Source organism: Klebsiella sp. P1927, from assembly GCF_018204675.1.
Taxonomy (GTDB): Bacteria; Pseudomonadota; Gammaproteobacteria; order Enterobacterales; family Enterobacteriaceae; genus Klebsiella; species Klebsiella pneumoniae.
This window is the reverse complement of record NZ_CP073377.1, coordinates 4,731,449-4,749,819: the sequence shown is the minus strand read 5'-3', so window position 1 is coordinate 4,749,819 and position 18,371 is coordinate 4,731,449. Positions and strand designations below refer to the sequence as shown.

Here is an 18,371-nt window from a genome sequence, read left to right as displayed (position 1 = left end):
TTTTCTCCTTTGAACTTGTTAAATATATGTCAAACAAACGTTAAGAGTAGGGGTTTTGACAGCTTTGTTTGTTAATTGGGGGGCAGATCACGCAATGATTAAACTGGGTGAAATTTCATCAAATGAAACTTTGAAGCGAAATAATTACGCAAATGAATTTATAGAAACGGAAGCTGTGAAAATTTTTTTATTACAAATACTTATGCAATATAACTGGGGGAAATTCGCTGCTTTATGCATAAAAGCAGAGGAAAGCCCTGTTCTTAAAGGCTTGCGCAGCATGCCGTGCAAATGATACTGATATTGCGCGTTAAATAACCCCACAAAGCAACGCAACACAATTCATACCCCCTGCAGTGGGTACCATGACGAAAAGGAATGGTGCCTTTCATTGAGGAAGTCAGTAGTGAAGAAAACAAAAAAAGTCAGTCTGGCCTGGCAAATTTTGCTAGCCCTGGTGCTGGGTATCCTTCTGGGCAGTTATCTGCATTACCACGCTGAAAGTCGCGATTGGTTAATTAGCAATTTGCTGACGCCGGCGGGCGATATCTTTATCCATCTGATTAAAATGATCGTGGTCCCGATTGTCATTTCGACCCTGGTGGTCGGGATTGCCGGCGTGGGTGACGCCAAACAGTTAGGGCGGATCGGTGCCAAAACCATTATCTATTTCGAAGTGATCACCACGGTGGCGATTGTGCTGGGTATCACCCTGGCCAACGTCTTCCAGCCGGGGACGGGCATTGATATGTCGCAGCTGGCGGCAGTTGATATTTCGAAATATCAGAACACCACCGCCGAAGTGCAGAGCCATGCGCACGGTCTGATGGGCACCATCCTGTCGCTGGTGCCGACCAATATCGTGGCATCGATGGCGAAAGGCGATATGCTGCCGATTATCTTCTTCTCGGTGCTGTTTGGCCTGGGGCTCTCCTCGCTGCCGGCGACCCACCGTGAGCCGCTGGTGACGGTCTTCCGCTCTATCTCCGAGACCATGTTTAAAGTCACCCATATGGTGATGCGCTATGCGCCGGTCGGGGTATTCGCCCTGATTTCGGTAACCGTCGCCACCTTCGGTTTCGCCTCGCTGTGGCCGCTGGCCAAGCTAGTGTTGCTGGTTTACTTTGCGATCCTGTTCTTCGCGCTGGTGGTGCTGGGGATTGTCGCGCGCCTGTGTGGTCTGAGCATCTGGATCCTGATCCGCATCCTGAAAGATGAGCTGATTCTGGCTTATTCTACCGCCAGTTCGGAGAGCGTACTGCCGCGCATTATTGAGAAGATGGAAGCCTACGGCGCGCCGGCGTCGATCACCAGCTTTGTGGTGCCGACCGGTTACTCCTTCAACCTCGATGGTTCAACGCTGTATCAGAGCATCGCGGCGATCTTTATCGCCCAGCTGTACGGTATTGACCTCTCTATCTGGCAGGAGATTACCCTGGTGCTGACCCTGATGGTGACCTCGAAAGGGATCGCCGGCGTGCCGGGCGTCTCCTTCGTGGTGCTGCTGGCCACCCTGGGTAGCGTCGGGATCCCGCTGGAAGGGCTTGCCTTTATTGCCGGCGTCGACCGTATCCTCGATATGGCGCGTACCGCGCTGAACGTGGTGGGTAATGCGCTGGCGGTGCTGGTTATCGCCAAGTGGGAGCATAAGTTCGATCGCAAAAAAGCGCTGGCCTATGAACGCGAAGTGCTGGGCAAGTTTGATAAAACCGCCCAATAAAACACAAAGCCCGGCGCGATAGCGCCGGGCTTTTTCTTATCCTTTACTAATCCGGTCAAACTCTTCGCAGCCGGTATCAAACCCCTCCAGGCAACTGACGTTGAGCCAGTGCAGCGCCTTCTGCTTATTCGGTTCGATAAAGCCTTTCTCTCCCTGCTGGAACATCATCCCGGCCCAGTATTCGGCATAGCCGGTGCGGGAAAGTGATGAACTGCCTTTAAAGTATTCACTTGCTTTCACATCATCCTCCGGGCCGTGTACGCCGCTGGCGTAGATCAGCCCCAGCAGCATCTGGGCATCTACCGCCGCATCGCTTTCGCTATCCCGGGCAGCATCCTGCAGCAGCGTGATGGCGTGCGCTACGTCGGTGGCGCCAGCCTGACGGTTGACCAGCACCCGCGCGAGGACGATCTCTCCGGATTTACTGCCGGCCTCGACGGCTTTTTCCGCCAGCTGGCGGGCCTGCGGATAGTCCGCCTGTTGGGGGTTACGGATTTTGAGCTGCGCCAGCAGCGCCAGCGCATCGCCATCGCCCTGGGCGGCCGCCTTCTGCGCCCAGTATTCGGCTTTTTGATAATCGCCGGAGCTGACCCAGGTATCGGCAAGGTAATATTGCGCGCGTCGATCGCCGGCTTCGGCCTGCTGTTGATACTGACTGCCAGGTTCGGTGGCCACCGCTGCGCCGCTGGTGAAAACCAGTAGAAATAAAAAGAGGTATTTCATTTGTATTTATTATCAGTAAGGAACATAGCGCGCAGTATAAAGGGAGGCGAAAAAGAAGAAAATGGCGGGTATCGGTAGGTAGGGCCGATTTGCGTTACCTGACCGTAGGCCCGCGCAAGCGCAGCGCCGCCGGGCGGCAGACTGCGGACACGGAGCCGTTTATGTGCCGGGTGGCGGCTGCACCTGACCCGGCCAACGCATCGCGCGAGCCGGGTCAGACCGCCGAACCTTAACCCATCGCGCTTTCGCGCAGGCGGGATTTCAGCTTGTTGTACTCGTCGATCACGTACTGTTCCGCGGCGCGCTGATCGGCAATCCGCTCAACGTTGACCGCGCAGTACTTGTACTCCGGCGTTTTGGTTATCGGACTCAGGTTCTCTGAGACCAGTTCGTTACAGGCGCCGATCCACCACTGGTAGGTCATGTACACCGCGCCTTTATTCGGCCGATCGCTGACCTGCGCGCGGGTGATGATGCGCCCCTTACGCGAATTGACCCATACCAGCTCTTCATCTTCGATGCCTAGCCGTTCGGCGTCGGCGGTGTTGATTTGCGCATAGCCTGGTTCATCCGCCAGCGCCGCCAGCGCCGCGCAGTTACCGGTCATTGAACGGCACGAGTAATGGCCGACCTCGCGCACCGTCGACAATACCATCGGGTACTCGTCGGTAAGCTTATCGATCGGCGCGACCCAGTCGCAGGTGAAGAACTGCGCCAGTCCGTTCGGGGTATCGAACTTCTCTTTAAACAGATACGACGTTCCCTGATCGGCGTCGGACTCATCGCGGCACGGCCACATGACATAGCCGAGCTCACCCATTTTCTCGTAGGTGGCGCCGTAGAAGTCCGGGCACAGATGCCGCAACTCGTCCCAGATCTCCTGGGTGTTATTGTAATGCATCGGATAGCCCATCCGGGTGGCGATTTCGCTGATGATCTGCCAGTCGGTTTTCAGGTCCCACTTCGGCTCCACCGCTTTAAAGAAGCGCTGGAAGCCGCGGTCCGCTGCGGTATACACGCCTTCGTGCTCGCCCCACGAGGTGGACGGCAGGATGACGTCGGCCGCGGAGGCGGTTTTGGTCATGAAAATGTCCTGGACGATAACCAGTTCCAGATCGTCGAACGCTTTGCGGACCGCCGAGAGTTCGGCGTCGGTCTGCAGCGGATCCTCACCCATAATGTACGCCGCCCGCACTTCACCGTGCGCCGCGCGGTGCGGCAATTCGCTGATGCGATAGCCGGTATGCGCAGGCAGGCTTTCCACGCCCCAGGCTTTGGCGAATTTTTCGCGGTTCTCCGGGAACTTGACGTACTGATAGCCCGGATAGGTATCCGGTAGCGCACCCATATCGCAGGCGCCCTGAACGTTGTTCTGGCCGCGTACCGGGTTGACGCCGACGTTCGGCTTGCCGAGGTTGCCGGTGAGGATCGCGAGGCTGGTCAGCGACCGCACCGTCTCCACGCCCTGGTAGAACTGGGTGACGCCCATGCCCCACAGGATGGCGGCGGATTTGGCGCTGGCATACATCCGGGCGCAGGCGCGGATCTCCTGGGCGCTGACCCCAGTGATCTCCTCCACCGACTCCGGCGTATAGCCTTCAACGATTTTGCGATACTCCTCGAAGCCTTCGGAACGGCTGGCGACGAAGGATTTATCGTACAGATCCTCTTCAATAATCACGTGGCCAATGGCGTTGAGCAGCGCGATGTTCGAGCCGTTCTTCAGCGCAATGTGCATATCGGCGATGCGCGCGGTTTCAATTTTGCGCGGGTCGCAGACGATAATTTTCGCCCCGTTGCGTTTAGCGTTAATGACGTGATTCGCCACGATAGGGTGGGAATCCGCCGGGTTGTAACCGAAGATAAACACCAGATCGGTGTTATCAATCTCCGTGATGGCATTACTCATGGCGCCGTTACCGACCGACTGGTGCAGACCTGCAACCGAAGGGCCGTGTCAGACGCGAGCGCAGCAGTCGACGTTATTGGTACCAATAACGGCGCGCGCGAATTTTTGCATCACATAGTTGGTTTCATTACCGGTGCCGCGGGAGGAGCCGGTGGTTTGGATCGCATCCGGGCCATATTTGGCTTTAATGGCGCTGAGGCGGGTGGCGACGTAATCCAGCGCCTCGTCCCAGGAGACGGCTTCCAGCTTGCCGCCGCGTTGACGGCGGATCATGGGGGTTTTCAGGCGCGGCGTTAGGATCTGGGTATCGTTAATGAAGTCCCAGCCATAATAGCCCTTCAGGCACAGGGTTCCCTGGTTGGTTTTCCCCTGCGCCGCTTCAGCCCGAACGATTTTGCCGTTATCGACCACCAGGTTGATTTTGCAACCTGATGCGCAATACGGGCAAACCGTGACGACTTTTTTCATCGGTCTTGCTCCAGTTATTCAATGGGCGCGTTTGCGCTATCGCGCCGTCACTATGCATCTTCTATGCCATATTTTCATTGTGGGTATTCCTTGATGATACGCGGGTTTTTTGGGCGGAATGCTGACGAAAAACAGCCTGTCGACAGATTTGACGTGTCGATACCCTGGAGATGTGACGGCGCTTGAAAAAATGTCACCGGGAGAGGAATTTGTCGGCGCAGGCTTGCAGAATCGATCAGACTGACACTAATTCCCGGCGGGCAGAGGCAAAAATGAAACCAGTCATTTTAGTGGTGGATGATGACAGGGCGATGGGCGAGCTGCTCAGCGATGTGCTCGGCGCGCACGCGTTTGAAGTGCTTGTCAGCCAGACCGGCAACGACGCGCTGACGACGGTGGCGCAGCGGGCGGATATCGCGCTGGTCTTACTGGATATGATCCTGCCGGATACCCATGGCCTGCAGGTGCTCCAGCAGCTGCAGCGCACGCGGCCTGAGCTGCCGGTGGTGATGCTCTCCGGTCTGGGCAGTGAGTCTGATGTGGTGGTGGGTCTGGAGATGGGCGCCGATGATTACATCGCCAAACCGTTCAGCTCGCGGGTGGTGGTCGCCCGGGTGAAAGCGGTACTGCGACGCAGCGGGGCGCTGGCCGGCGAGGCGTCGGGCGCCGGTGCTGGCCTGACGTTTAACGGCTGGCGGCTGGATACCACGCGCTGTGAACTGTATAACCCGCAGCAGCAGGCGATCCCGCTGACCCAGGGAGAATATGGCCTGCTGCTGGCGCTGGCGCAGAACGCGCGCCGGGTATTGAATCGCGAACAGCTGCTGGCGCTGACCCATAACGAAAGCACCGAGGTATTCGACCGGACCATCGATGTGCTGATCATGCGCCTGCGGCGCAAAATTGAGCTCAACCCGCATCAGCCGACGTTGATTAAAACCCTGCGCGGTCTGGGCTATGTCTTTTCCGCCGACGTGACCCACAGCGAGAAGGCGGCGTAGGGCGGGTTTGCTGCCAACCCGCTGTTGACTTTATTTGGCGCAGGGAGTTTACTTTTTTTATTAAAGTGACACTCTGGGTTAATCTATGGCAACAAAATTAAACTGGCTGCTGCAAAACAGCGCTCCCGGAGATGTGATCCTTCAGTCCTGGTTAAGCCAGCATGCCATCTCTCCCTCTCTGTCCTTTAAATACGCGCAAAGTGGCTGGTTAAAAAAAAGAGGCAACGGCGTATATGCGCGTGCGGGACGTGAGCCGGAGTGGAACGATGCATTAGCATGTTTGCAAAATCAGCTTGCCGCTCCGGTGTATGTTGCGGGGCTCAGTAGCTTAGTCTGGCAGGGCCGTTCACACTATCTACAGCTAAAACAAAACCAGTGCTGGCTTAGTGTGGAAAATAAAGCGCTGCTGCCGAAATGGTTCAGGGAATTCCCGGGTGTGGAGTGGATAGTCATATCGGGGAAAAAACTGCCGGTGCTGGATGATAGATACCGTGTAACGCTTGATATAAAAGGGAAAAAACTCATCGGCAGTGCGCCAGAACTGGCTGCTTACGAGTTGCTGAGCGCGGTGCCGGGGACCCTCTCATTTAACCACGCTGCAGAGCTTTTCCAGGGGCTGGTTAATCTTAATCCTCGTAAAGTAGAGTATCTTCTTTCCGTCAGCCAGTCCGTGCAGGCCAAGCGTTTGTATCTCTTCTTCGCCAGTTTTTACGAGCATGGCTGGCTCAAACGAATCGATAGCCAAAAAATCGATCTGGGAGCGGGCAAGCGGCAAATCGTGGAAAATGGAAAGTTCAATGCTCAATACCAAATCACAGTGCCTGAACGCTTTCAAAAGGAATAAAAAATATGGATATACAGGCGCCTTATTATCGGCAGGTTGCTCTGCTAATGCAGGTTTTACCCTATGTTGCTGTCGAACGGGAATTTGCGCTGAAAGGTGGCACTGCCATCAATCTCTTTATCCGCGATTTCCCTCGATTATCGGTGGATATCGACCTCGCCTGGGTGCCCCTGGAAAGCAGAGCCATCGCTTTACCTCATATACGGGATGCGCTTGCACGTATTGCCGCCAATCTGCAACAACAGGCAGGTATGAGCGCTGTATTACAAGCTAATCGTTCAGATGAGATGCGTGTCATTGTTACTACCGATAGCGCGCAAATAAAGATAGAGGTTTCACCGGTCGCCCGGGGAACATTATATCCACCACAGGAGCGAGAAGTGGTGGGGGCGGTAGAGGACGTTTTTGGCTATGCCAGCCTTCCAGTGGTTTCGTTGCCTGACCTCTACGGTGGAAAATTATGCGCGGCGCTGGATCGCCAGCATCCCAGAGATTTTTATGACGTGAAATTACTTCTTGATGCGCAGGAGCTTGACCGTCCCATTTTCAATGGGTTTATCGTGTATTTACTGAGCCATAATCGGCCTCTGGCTGAAGTGCTGAATCCTCGCTGGAAAGATATTGCTGAACCTTTTTACCGTGAATTCAGCGGGATGACATTTGAGACGATAGCCCTGGAGGAACTGACAGCAGTCCCCAACAGGATGATTGCTGCGTTAAAATCCTGTTTCACACAACAGGATGTCGATTTTTTACTGTCATTTAAACGAGGCGAACCAGACTGGCGTTTAGCGCCGGAAATGCGTATTCAGGATTTGCCTGCCGTGCAGTGGAAATTGCGCAATATTCATCAGATGCCAGCGATAAAACGCGCTGAGTCATTAGATAAACTGGAAAAGGTGCTGGCCGAGTGGCGCAGTTAGTTACCTGGCCCGCCCTTGTTGAACTCAGCGTAAAACAGGCGTGATTTGAATAAACCGTATCCCTTTTCTCGCCATGATACGCCGTTCTCCTGTGGCATCGCCCTGATAGCGGGATCTACTCGATCTAACCATCCTGCAATTGTATAAACGCCTGCAGCTCAGGGAGCGTTTTGGCGCCGTCGATCGCATTGGCGGCCTGCAGGCTGGCGCGGGCGCAGGCGTGAGCCAGCTGCAGACTGGCGGTTAACGGCCAGCGTTCGTGGCTGCCGTACAGCAGGCCGGCACAGAAGGCGTCCCCCGCGCCGACGCTGCCGATAATCTCCTCCGGCGGTAGCCGACATGACGGTACCCAGCGCCCGGCTTCGGTACGGGAGACGCCCCATGCCCCCTCCGGACAATGGATCACTACCCGCTGGCGTACGCCGGCGTCAAGCAATGCGCTGGCGGCGCGGGCGATATTGGCGACGTGCGGCTCGCCGTTGGGTAGACGAATCTCCAGCCCGCTAAACTCGCTGGCTTCCAGTTCATTGATGGTCAGGTAGTCAAGATGCTTCAGCGCCGGCAGGACCAGCGGCCGGTAGCGCGGGTCGCCTTTGCGCGACACCAGATCGAGGGACACCTCATAGCCTCGCTCGCGCATCTGCGCCAGCAGTCGCGCGCTGCGGGTGCCGTACACTTCATCGGGGCGATCGAGGCTTTCGAGCAGCAGCAGATAGCCGAGATGGAAAATTTTCAGCGGCGCATCCAGCGGCTCAAAAGCCGGGAGATCAAGCAGGCGGTTGGCGCCGGGAGAGTGAAAGAAAGTGCGCTGGCCTTCGGCGTCGGTCATCACCTGGGTCATCGAGGTGGGGGCGGAGCTGGTGCGCTGTACGAGCTGGCGATTGATATGGTACTGATCGAGCATGGCGGTGATGTAGTCGCCATCGTTATCCTCGCCAATCAGGCCGACCGCCTGCAGCGGCAGCCCGGCGTGCATTTTGGCCAGGGTCAGCAGGACATTCAGCGGCGCGCCGCCGGTGGCGCGTTCGCTATGGACAATTTCCACCAGCCAGCCGCGCTCCGGCCACTGCCCGATCTGGTGGACATGATCGACCAGCATGTTGCCTGCGGCAATAATGCCTTTCCGTTCCATGATCGCTACTCCGCGCCGTCATATTCGTTAAGCGTAGCGCACAATCGGCGGAACGATTGTGCGCCTGGTTGCGCTTATTTCACGGTCCAGCCTTTGTAAGAGCTGACGTTATTTTTGTCGATCATCGTCACCGGGATCAGTACCGGCGCGGTCGGCGCAGGTTTGCCCTGCAGGATGTCGTAGCCAATCTCCACCGCCTTCGCTGCCATCACCTGTGGGTCCTGCGCTGGGGTGGCGACGAACAGCGAGTTCTTACGCTTCAGCGCCTCTTCGCCGTCCGGGCTGCCGTCGACGCCGACGATGAAGAACTCGCTGCGCTGCGCCTGTTTCGCTGCCAGATCGGCACCAATCGCCGTCGGATCGTTGATCGCGAACACGCCGTCAATCTTCGGATTGGCCGCCAGCAGGGAGGTCATCACCTCCAGGCCGCCTTCCCGGCTGCCTTTGGCGTTCTGGTTGGCGGAGAGGATTTTAATGTCCGGGTGTTTTTTGAACTCCGTTTCGCAGCCTTCGACGCGGTTTTGTACGGCGGAGACCGGCGGCCCGTTGATGATCACCACGTTGCCTTTGTTGTTCAGGCGGTCGCTAATGTATTTACAGGCCAGCTCGCCCGCCTGGGTGTTATCGGAGGTGATGGTGGCGTCGGCCCCTTCGGCGGCGACGTCAACCGCCACCACCACGATCCCGGCCTCTTTGGCCCGCTTCACCGCCGGGCCAATGCCTTTCGAATCGGCGGCGTTGAGGATGATCATATCGACTTTGGCGGCGATAAAGTTATCGATCTGCGCCACCTGCTGGCCCAGATCGTAGCCGCTGGAGACCAGCGTCACTTTGACGTTATCCCCCGCCAGTTTGCGGGCCTCCAGCTCCGCCCCTTTGGTGATCTGCACAAAGAACGGGTTGGCAAGGTCGCCCACCGTCACGCCAATCGCTTTCAGCTCTTTGGCCGACGCAAAAGGGGAGGCGGCCAGCAGCGCGCCAGCACACAGCGCGGTGACTATCGGTTTTAAACGCATTCGCTTTTCCTCGCAGGTAAGATGTTGTTGTTATGCACTTTGATGATGTCGGGTACGGTATTTGTCGATCAGCACCGCAATGATGATCACCGCCCCTTTGATCACCAGTTGCCAGAAGTAGGAGACCCCCATCAGGGTCATGCCGTTATTGAGGGTGGCGATAATTAGCGCCCCCACCAGCGTACCGGTGATGGTGCCGATACCGCCGACGAAGCTGGTGCCGCCGAGAATGACCGCGGCGATGGCGTCCAGCTCGTAGCCGACGCCGAGGTTGCCGTTGGCGCTGTACAGCCGCGAAGCGCTCATCACCCCGCCAAGGCCGGAGAGCAGGCCGCTCATGCCATAGACAAACAGCAGCACCAGCCAGACTTTGATGCCGGTCAGCCGCGCCGCCTGCATGTTGCCGCCCACCGCGTAGATATGCACCCCAAGGGTGGTGCGGCGCAGGATAAACCAGCACACCGCGATCACCGCCAGGGCGATGACTACCAGCCACGGCACCGGGCCGAGGTAGTCATTGCCGATCCACTCGAAGCTGATATCGGAGTTGATCACCGTGGTGCCGTCGGCCAGCAGATAGGCGGCGCCGCGCAGCGCCGTGTAGGTGCCGAGGGTGACGATAAACGGCGGCAGCCCGGCGAAGGCGACCAGCGCGCCGTTGAACAGGCCGAGCAGCAGGCCGAGCATCAGCGCCGCCGGAATCGACAGCAACGCAAACGCCGGGATCAGCGACACCACCATCGCGGCCACTGCGGTGGTGCCAAGGATGGAGCCGACGGAAAGGTCAATGCCGCCGGTGAGGATGATGAAGGTCATTCCCGCCGCCAGCACAATGTTGATCGAGGCCTGGCGGGTGATATTCAGCAGATTGCTTTCCGTGAAAAAGTTGGGGGCGATAAAGCCGAAAACGGCGACGATCAGGATGAGGATCGGCAGAATGCCGACGGTCTGCATCAGGTCGCCCATCAACATTTTTTTCGCCGAAGCGGATTTCGCGACCGGCGCGGAGGTCTCTTTCGGTATGCTCATAGTTGCCCTGCCTTAAGGTGAGAATCGGTCACGCCGGTGGCCAGCGTCATGATACTTTCCTGGCTAATATCACCGGCCTGTAGCTCGCCGGCGATAACGCCCTCGCGCATCACATAGACCCGGTCGCTCATGCCCACCACTTCGGGCAGCTCGCTGGAGATCATCAGAATGGCGACGCCCTGGCGCGCCATGTCGTTCATGATGCGGTAAATTTCGCTTTTCGCGCCGACGTCGACGCCGCGGGTGGGTTCATCGAGGATTAGAATGCGCGGGCCAATCGCCACCCAGCGCGAAATTAACAGCTTCTGCTGGTTGCCGCCGGACAGTCCGCCGGCGCGCACCTGGGCGTGCGGCACGCGGATGTTAAGCAACTGGATGGCGTCATCGGAGATGGTTTGCGCCTTCCGGCGGTTGAGCATCCCCCAGGTCGCGTCGCGCTCCAGCGTCGCCATGGTGATGTTTTCCTGGGCTGCCAGTTCGAGAAACAACCCCTGTTCTTTGCGGTTTTCGGTCAGAAAGCCGATCCCGAGGTCGATGGCTTCCCGCGGCGAGTGGATCACCACCGGCTCGCCGTCGATCTCAATCACCCCGGCGGTGGCTTTGCGCACCCCGAAGATCAGCTGCGCCAGTTCGGAACGCCCGGCGCCGACCAGCCCGGCGAGGCCGACGATTTCGCCGGCATGCACCACCAGGCTGCTGGGCTTAATCTTGCCGCCATCGGTCAGATCCTCGACCCGCAGGCGCGGCTGGCCGCGGGGAATGTCCCGTTCTTTATTGAAGAGATCGCTGAGCGGCCGACCGACCATCATGCGCACCAGCTCCGGCGCGTTGAGCTTGTCGCGCACCAGGCTGCCGACATACTGCCCATCGCGCAGGACGCTGACCCGGTCGGAGAGCTCATACACTTCCGCCATGCGGTGGCTGATATAGATGATCGCCATCCCCTCATCGCGCAGGCGCAGGATGAGCTCGAACAGGCGCTGGGTTTCCCGCGAGGAGAGGGCGGCGGTGGGTTCATCCATCACCAGAATGCGGCTTTGACGGTGCAGGGCGCGGGCGATCTCCACCTGCTGTTGTTCGGCGATGGTCAGGGTCATCACCCGGTCGCTGGCTTTGAACTGGGCGCCGAGACGGTCGATCACCGCCTGCGCCTGGCTGAGCATGGCTTTGCGCTGCACCAGACCACCGCGCGCCAGCTCGCTGCCGAGGAAAATGTTTTCCGCGACGGTCAGGTTCGGCGCCAGCTGCATCTCCTGGTAGATCAACGTGATCCCGGCGGCCAGCGCGTCCTTGGGGCCGCGGATCGTTTGCGGTTTTCCGTCGATCAGGATCTCGCCGCTGGTGGCGGTATAGGCGCCGGCGAGGATCTTCATCAGCGTGCTTTTTCCGGCGCCGTTCTCCCCCATCAGGGCATGGATCTCGCCGGGCCAGACCGTCAGGTCGACGCCCTTCAGCGCGTAGAATTTGCCAAAAGCTTTGGCGATATGGCGCATTTCCAGTACCGGGGTGGCGGTCATCGCGGCGCTCCTGTCTGTAAGAACAATAGCTGCAGTCCACCACCGGAAAATAAATGCAGAATGTCAGAATCCATTCATATTTGTCATAGTGATAAATAGTTAACCGCGATCACAGTTACGCGGCGTCATTTTCTGCACCGTCACGCTTATCTGCCGACCGATCCTTCACCGGAGTTGTTATGACCGCTCGCCGACACCCGTTTTTCACCAGCGCCCGTGGCCGCCTGCTCTCCTTTAATCTGCTGATGGGCGTGGTCACCCTGTTGGTCAGCGGCGTGGCGGTGTTCGGCTTTCACCACGCCAGCCAGCTGCAGGAGCAGGTGCAGCGCCAGACTCTCAACGACATGCGCGGCAGTATGGATCTGGCGCGGGACACGGCGAATGTCGCCACGGCGGCGGTGCGCCTGTCGCAGGTGGTGGGGGCTCTGGAGTACAAAAGCGAAGCGGAACGGCTGCTGGCGACGCAGCAGGCGCTGAAGCACTCGCTGGCCCAGCTGGCGGCGGCCCCGCTGGCGCAGCAGGAGCAGGCGCGGGTGGCCAATATTATTCGCCGCAGCAACGCGCTGCAGCAGAGCGTGGCGGAGATGCTGGAGCGCGGCCAGCGCCGCCATCTGCAGCGCAATGCGCTGCTGAGTTCGCTTTACCAGAATCAGAGTAACCTGCGCCATCTCGCCGATCTTAACGATCGCGGCGGGGATAAGGCGATCGATCCGCGCCGGCTGGCCGAGATGGACCGGCTGATCGTGGCTGCGATCCATACCGTCACGCCGCGGTCGATCGTCCTGCAACTCGACCAGCTGCGCGGCGCCCTGCCGACACGCAGCGCCGATCCCGCGCTGGCGTTTGTCCTCCCTGATGTGACCCGCGAACTGGCGACGCTGGCCCCGCTGTCGGCCCAGCTGGAGGAGAGCGACCTGACGATCAGCTGGTACATGTATCACATCAAAGCGCTGGTCGCGTTGCTTAACGAAGATATCAATCAGTACGTGACCCGGGTGGCGGAAGCCTCAGAGCAGCGGGCGGCGCAGAGCCATCGGGAGCTGCGCTCCATCAGTATGTTTATTCTGCTTTCCGCGCTGCTGGCGCTGGCGATCACCGGCTGCGCCGGGTGGTACATCTACCGTAATCTCGGCTCGAACCTGACCGCCATCTCGCGGGCGATGTCGCGGCTGGCTCAGGGAGAGCCGAACGTCTCGGTGCCGGCCCTGCAGCGGCGCGACGAGCTGGGGGAGCTGGCGCGGGCCTTTAACGTTTTCGCCCGCAATATGGCGTCGCTGGAGCACACCACCCGGCTGCTGAAAGAGAAGACCAACCAGATGGAGATCGATCGGATTAAGCGCCAGGAGCTGGAGGAGGCGCTGCTGCATAGTCAGAAGATGAAGGCCGTCGGCCAGCTGACCGGAGGTCTGGCGCATGACTTTAACAACCTGCTGGCGGTGATTATCGGCAGCCTTGAGCTGGTGGAGCCGGATGCGCGCGATGCGCCGCGCCTCTCCAGGGCGCTGAAGGCGGCGGAGCGTGGGGCGCTTCTGACCCAGCGGCTGCTGGCCTTTTCGCGCAAGCAGGCGCTGCATCCCCAGGCGGTGGCGATGGCGCCGCTACTGGAGAACCTCAGCGAGCTGATGCGTCATTCCCTGCCGGCGACCTTAAGCCTGGAGATTGAGGCGCAGTCGCCGGCGTGGCCGGCATGGATAGACGTTGGCCAGCTGGAAAATGCCCTGATCAATCTGGTGATGAACGCCCGCGACGCCATGGCGGGGCGCGACGGGGTCATCAAAATACGCACCTGGAATCAGCGGGTCACCCGCAGCAGCGGCCAGCGGCAGGATATGGTGGCCCTGGAGGTGATCGATCATGGCAGCGGGATGTCGCAGGCGGTGAAAGCCCGGGTGTTTGAACCGTTCTTCACCACCAAAGCCACCGGCAGCGGCAGCGGCCTGGGGCTGTCGATGGTGTATGGCTTTGTGCGCCAGTCTGGCGGCCGGGTGGCGCTGGAGAGCGCGCCGGGGCAGGGGACGACGGTGCGGCTGCAGCTGCCGCGAGCGTTGACCGAGGTTGAGAAGGAGGTGGCGCCAGCGGTGGACGAGCCGCCCCCGGCGGGCGAGCGGCTGGCGCTGGTGCTGGAAGATGAAGAGGATGTCCGCCAGACGCTATGTGAACAGCTGCATCAGCTGGGCTGGCTGACGCTGGAAACCGCCAGCGGTGAAGAGGCGCTGCAGCTGCTGGAGGCCTCGCCGGATATTGCCCTGCTGATTAGCGATCTGATGCTGCCCGGCGCCCTGAGCGGCGCCGATGTGATCCATACCGCCCGACGCCGCTTTCCGGCGCTGCCGGTGCTACTGATCAGCGGCCAGGATTTGCGTCCGGCGCAGAACCCGGCCCTGCCGGAGGTTGAGTGGCTGCGTAAGCCGTTTACCCGCGCCCAGCTGGCGCAGGCGCTGAGCGCGGCGTACGCGAGGATTTGAGATTCCTCCGCTACCCGGGTTTCATGCGGATGATTAAGGTAGCGGCAGGACTCTGATGAGATTGGCCCCGATGAAACGTTACGCAACCGCACTGCTCTTTTGCACTCTGTCGCTGACCAGCCTGGCCGCTCGCGCCGATATTATCGATGACGCGATCGGCAATATTCAGCAAGCCATTAACGACGCCTATAACCCGGGCAGCAGTCGCTCCGATGACGACGACAGATACGATGACGATGGCCGGTATGATGACGGGCGCTATCAGGGGAGCCGTCAGCAGAGCCGTGACAGTCAGCGCCAGTATGACGAGCGGCAACGCCAGCTGGACGAGCGCCGCCGCCAGCTGGATGAACGCCAGCGTCAGCTCGACCGCGATCGTCGTCAGTTAGAAAGCGACCAGCGTCGGCTGGATGATAGCTACTGATCGCCCCCCGCAGGCCAGCGTTTAATCCAGCGCTATTTCCATCCCGTCATAGCCCGCTTCGAAACCTGTCGGCAGCGGGTTATCCATCATCCAGACGTCAAACTGGTGGCTGATATGGGTGAGGATCACCCGCGGACAGCCAATGACCTGGTTAAGGCTGCGGACGGTGTTTAGATCGTTATGGTTACGCGGGGTCTGCGCGCGCGGCTCATGACTGCAGTCGATGATCATCGCCTGCGGGCGGTTATTGAGCAAAAACTTCAGCGTCTTGTCCGGCAGCCCGGCGGTATCCGAGAGCCAGGCCAGCCGGCTGTGGGCCGACTCCAGCAGATAACCAAAGGTCAGCTTCGAGTGATTAAGGGGTAGGGGCGTCACCCGCAGCCCCTGCAGGTTAAACATCACAAACGGCGTGACGGTATGGCTAAAGTCAAGCAGACCGGGGTGTTTGAGCAGATCGTCGCAGCCGGCGTCATCCGGCGGGCCATAGACCGGAATCGACGCGCCGACTCCCCAGCGCAGCGGAAATAGCCCCTGCACATGATCCAGATGGTAGTGGGTCAGCAGCACCTGTTGAAAGCTGCCGGCGGGATGATGCTCCATCAGATCCGGTCGTCCGGCATCAAGCAGCGTCACGGCGCTGTTGAACGTGACCACTCCGCTACAGGGGCGGCGTCGGTGGCTCTCCTCGCGGCGGGCGCGGCGGCAGGCCGCGCAGTCGCAGCCGAAGACCGGCACCAGCTGAGCGCCGCCGGTGCCGGTTAAGCGGAGGGTCAGGCTCATCGTGTCACCTTTTGTTTATACCAGTTGATCCGCTTCGCGCGCCGCGTGGCTGCGCAGCAGGCGGAAAAATTCATCGACCGATTGTCGGAGACTGCCGTCGTTATTCAATGTCAGGCAGTTGTCCGGCTTATAGCGCGCGGCGCGTTCCAGACGCTGGGCGATTTCCAGCGCGTTTTCCCGGCCGCGCTGCTCCAGCCGCTGGCGCAGCACCGGCGGCGAGACGGCGAGACAGATCGGCACCAGAACCTCTCCGTAACGTTCCCGGGCCAGCGCCAGGTGGGCGCGGGAGCCGTTGGCCACCACGTCAAAGCCGGCGTGCAGCCAGAGGTCGATCTCCACGCCAATGCCATAGTAAGTATTGTTGGCGTGCCAGCTGAGAGCAAAAAGATGCTGCTCGGCGCGGGTAAAAAACTCATGTTCGCTGAGGGCGATATGATTCTCGCTGCCCGCGTTAAACGGGCGGGTTATGTAACGATGGGCCACCAGCAGCTGCGGGTGCTCGCGCTGGCGCAGCGCCGCCAGCAGGCTATCTTTACCGGAGCCGGAGGGGCCCACCAGCCAAATCAGTTTTCCTGGCATTAAAAGACCCTCTTTCCCTGGCGCCAGACATGGTCGATCTGGATATGTTCGCCGCGACGGTGCGCCAGCACCAGGTCGGCGCGTTTTCCCTCGGCGATGACGCCGCGATCGTCAAGGCCCAGCGCCTGCGCCGGATGCTGACTGACCAGACGGATCGCCTGTGGCAGGGTGAAGGCATTGTCCTCGGCGTCGGCGATGCGGAAAGCGGCATCCAGCAGGCTGGCGGGGTAATAGTCAGATGAGAGGATGTCCAGCAAACCGTGGCTCGCCAGCTGGTGGGCGGCGACGTTGCCGGAGTGGGAACCGCCGCGCACGATATTCGGCGCCCCCATCAGGACGTGCATCCCGTGCTGACGTGAAGCCTGCGCCGCGGCCAGCGTGGTGGGAAACTCGGCGATCACGCTCCCTAGCTGGTGAGATTCGGCCACATGCGCCTCGGTGGCGTCGTCGTGGCTGGCGAGGGCGATACGGCGGGCGCGGCACATGGCGGCGATGGTCTGGCGATTGGGCTGCGACCAGGTGGCGGCCAGAGCCATCTGCTCGGCTTCAAAACGGTCCATTTCGTCATGCGTCAGATGATATTTGCCCTGATAATAATCGCGGTACTTGCTGCGATCGGCGTACTGACGCTGGCCCGGCGAGTGGTCCATCAGAGAGACCATGCTCACCGACTCGCGATCGATCAGTTTTTCAAACAGCGGCAGCGTGGTGTGATGCGGCAGCTCGCAGCGCAGGTGCAGGCGGTGTTCGGCGCGGTTGAGACCGCGCTTTTGCGTCTCCTCCACGGCATTGACCATCTTCTCCAGATTCTCAAGACGATCGCCGCCATCGCGCACGTCGCCAATCGCCACGGCGTCCAGCACGGTGGTGATGCCGCTGGCGACCATCATGGCGTCATGGCTGCTCATCGCCGAGTGGGCCGGCCAGTCTACCTTCGGCCGCGGGGTAAAGAACTTGTCGAGGTTATCGGTATGCAGCTCGATAAGGCCCGGCAGCAGCCAGCCGCCTTCCCCATCCAGCGCCTGCGGCAGCCGGCTCTGGCTTTCGGCGAAGGCGAGGATGCGACCGTCATGGACTTCCAGCGAACCGTGGACCACCTCGTCGTCGAGAACCAGTTTTACGTTATTGATAATCATGCTGTCATTCCCATAGAGTGCAGTCGGTCGGCGACCTGACGGCGTACCCCTTCGTCATGGAAAATCCCCACGATGGCCGCGCCGCGCGCTTTGGCATCGTGGATCAGGTTGACCACGGCAGCACTGTTTTTGCCATCCAGTGAGGCGGTGGGTTCATCAAGGAGCAGGATCGGATAGTCGACCGCAAAACCGCGGGCGATGTTGACCCGCTGCTGCTCGCCGCCGGAAAAGGTGGACGGCGCAAGGTGCCACAGGCGTTCCGGAACGTTGAGGCGGGTCAGGAGCTGGGCGGCTTTCGCGGCGCTCGCTTCGCGCGGCGTCCCAAGATCGAGCAGCGGCTGCATCACCACCTCCAGCGCTGAAATGCGCGGGATCACCCGTAGAAACTGGCTGACCCAGCCGATGGTGGTTTTGCGCACTTCCAGCACCTTGCGTGGGGTGGCGGTGACCAGGTCCACCCATTCGTCGCCGTGGCGGATATGGATATGGCCGCTGTCCGGCAGATAATTGGCGTACAGCGAACGCAGCAGGGTCGATTTGCCGCTGCCGGAGTGACCGTGGAGCACCACGCACTCCCCGGCGTTAACGGTCAGCGAGGCGTCGGCCAGCACCGGCAGACGCACGCCGTGCTGCTGGTGCAGAACAAAGGTTTTATGGACGTTTTCAACGCGGATCATGTTAGCTCTCACGGGGTTGAGTTGCCGG

17 protein-coding genes are annotated in these 18,371 nt (G+C 59.8%); 7 read left to right on the top strand and 10 right to left on the bottom strand.

Translation table 11 applies throughout. The annotated features are described in order from the left end of the window. Positions 1-94: 94 nt before the first annotated feature. Both KB892_RS23745 and gltP read left to right on the top strand, forming a co-directional pair. On the top strand, positions 95-295 hold the full coding sequence (locus KB892_RS23745) for a hypothetical protein (protein WP_004226113.1): 201 nt from the start codon (positions 95-97) through the stop codon (positions 293-295). Between the two features lie 111 nt (positions 296-406). Next, positions 407-1,720 (top strand): glutamate/aspartate:proton symporter GltP, encoded by a 1,314-nt coding sequence (gltP, locus tag KB892_RS23740; RefSeq protein WP_004146659.1) that lies wholly within the window; start codon positions 407-409, stop codon positions 1,718-1,720. Positions 1,721-1,756: 36 nt separating this feature from the next. Here the strand turns inward: gltP and KB892_RS23735 are convergent, their stop codons facing one another. Together KB892_RS23735 and fdhF are read right to left on the bottom strand one after the other, a co-directional pair. After that, a complete protein-coding gene (locus KB892_RS23735; protein ID WP_004151733.1) occupies positions 1,757-2,443 on the bottom strand; it encodes a tetratricopeptide repeat protein in 687 nt (228 codons plus the stop codon). Between the two features lie 229 nt (positions 2,444-2,672). After that, positions 2,673-4,820, bottom strand: a complete 2,148-nt coding sequence (gene fdhF, locus KB892_RS23730; RefSeq protein ID WP_077598858.1) for a formate dehydrogenase subunit alpha — start codon at positions 4,818-4,820, stop codon at positions 2,673-2,675. A gap of 272 nt (positions 4,821-5,092) precedes the next feature. On the opposite strand from fdhF, the gene KB892_RS23725 reads away from it, so the two are divergent. The 3 genes from KB892_RS23725 (at position 5,093) to KB892_RS23715 (ending at position 7,588) form a co-directional block, all read left to right on the top strand. Next, positions 5,093-5,821 carry a response regulator transcription factor gene (locus KB892_RS23725; protein WP_002885152.1) on the top strand — a complete coding sequence of 243 codons (729 nt, stop codon included), beginning with the start codon at positions 5,093-5,095 and terminating at the stop codon, positions 5,819-5,821. A gap of 85 nt (positions 5,822-5,906) precedes the next feature. Further along, on the top strand, positions 5,907-6,665 hold the full coding sequence (locus KB892_RS23720) for a type IV toxin-antitoxin system AbiEi family antitoxin (protein WP_004151732.1): 759 nt from the start codon (positions 5,907-5,909) through the stop codon (positions 6,663-6,665). A 5-nt stretch (positions 6,666-6,670) separates the two neighbouring features. Beyond that, positions 6,671-7,588, top strand: coding sequence for a nucleotidyl transferase AbiEii/AbiGii toxin family protein (locus KB892_RS23715; RefSeq protein WP_002885155.1), 918 nt, complete (start codon positions 6,671-6,673; stop codon positions 7,586-7,588). Positions 7,589-7,712: 124 nt separating this feature from the next. On the opposite strand, the gene KB892_RS23710 is transcribed toward KB892_RS23715, so the two are convergent. From KB892_RS23710 to KB892_RS23695, 4 genes are all read right to left on the bottom strand, one after another. Further along, positions 7,713-8,720, bottom strand: a complete 1,008-nt coding sequence (locus KB892_RS23710) for a carbohydrate kinase family protein (protein ID WP_004151731.1) — start codon at positions 8,718-8,720, stop codon at positions 7,713-7,715. A gap of 74 nt (positions 8,721-8,794) precedes the next feature. Then, positions 8,795-9,736: an ABC transporter substrate-binding protein gene (locus KB892_RS23705; protein WP_002885156.1), complete on the bottom strand. Its 942-nt coding sequence runs from the start codon at positions 9,734-9,736 to the stop codon at positions 8,795-8,797. 30 nt (positions 9,737-9,766) lie between these two features. Next, a complete protein-coding gene (locus KB892_RS23700) occupies positions 9,767-10,765 on the bottom strand; it encodes an ABC transporter permease subunit (protein WP_002885172.1) in 999 nt (332 codons plus the stop codon). Continuing rightward, positions 10,762-12,282, bottom strand: a complete 1,521-nt coding sequence (locus tag KB892_RS23695) for a sugar ABC transporter ATP-binding protein (protein WP_002885173.1) — start codon at positions 12,280-12,282, stop codon at positions 10,762-10,764. The genes KB892_RS23700 and KB892_RS23695 overlap by 4 nt, the downstream gene beginning before the upstream one ends. Positions 12,283-12,461: 179 nt before the next feature. Here KB892_RS23695 and KB892_RS23690 point away from each other — a divergent pair, with 179 nt between their 5' ends. Then, positions 12,462-14,747: an ATP-binding protein gene (locus KB892_RS23690; RefSeq protein ID WP_004151730.1), complete on the top strand. Its 2,286-nt coding sequence runs from the start codon at positions 12,462-12,464 to the stop codon at positions 14,745-14,747. Between the two features lie 70 nt (positions 14,748-14,817). Beyond that, positions 14,818-15,171, top strand: coding sequence for a DDRRRQL repeat protein YjdP (yjdP, locus tag KB892_RS23685; RefSeq protein ID WP_004151729.1), 354 nt, complete (start codon positions 14,818-14,820; stop codon positions 15,169-15,171). A 21-nt stretch (positions 15,172-15,192) separates the two neighbouring features. On the opposite strand, the gene phnP is transcribed toward yjdP, so the two are convergent. From phnP to phnL, 4 genes are read right to left on the bottom strand one after another with little or no spacing between them, the layout of a single operon-like run. Beyond that, a complete protein-coding gene (gene phnP, locus KB892_RS23680; protein WP_004151728.1) occupies positions 15,193-15,951 on the bottom strand; it encodes a phosphonate metabolism protein PhnP in 759 nt (252 codons plus the stop codon). A 15-nt stretch (positions 15,952-15,966) separates the two neighbouring features. Next, entirely contained in the window at positions 15,967-16,530 is a 564-nt protein-coding gene (gene phnN / locus KB892_RS23675; RefSeq protein WP_004151727.1) for a ribose 1,5-bisphosphokinase, read from the bottom strand. Then, complete coding sequence (gene phnM / locus KB892_RS23670) at positions 16,530-17,666, bottom strand: alpha-D-ribose 1-methylphosphonate 5-triphosphate diphosphatase (RefSeq protein WP_004151726.1); 1,137 nt, start codon at positions 17,664-17,666, stop codon at positions 16,530-16,532. The genes phnN and phnM overlap by 1 nt, the downstream gene beginning before the upstream one ends. Further along, positions 17,663-18,343: a phosphonate C-P lyase system protein PhnL gene (phnL, locus tag KB892_RS23665; protein ID WP_002885196.1), complete on the bottom strand. Its 681-nt coding sequence runs from the start codon at positions 18,341-18,343 to the stop codon at positions 17,663-17,665. The genes phnM and phnL overlap by 4 nt, the downstream gene beginning before the upstream one ends. Between the last annotated feature and the right edge of the window lie 28 nt (positions 18,344-18,371).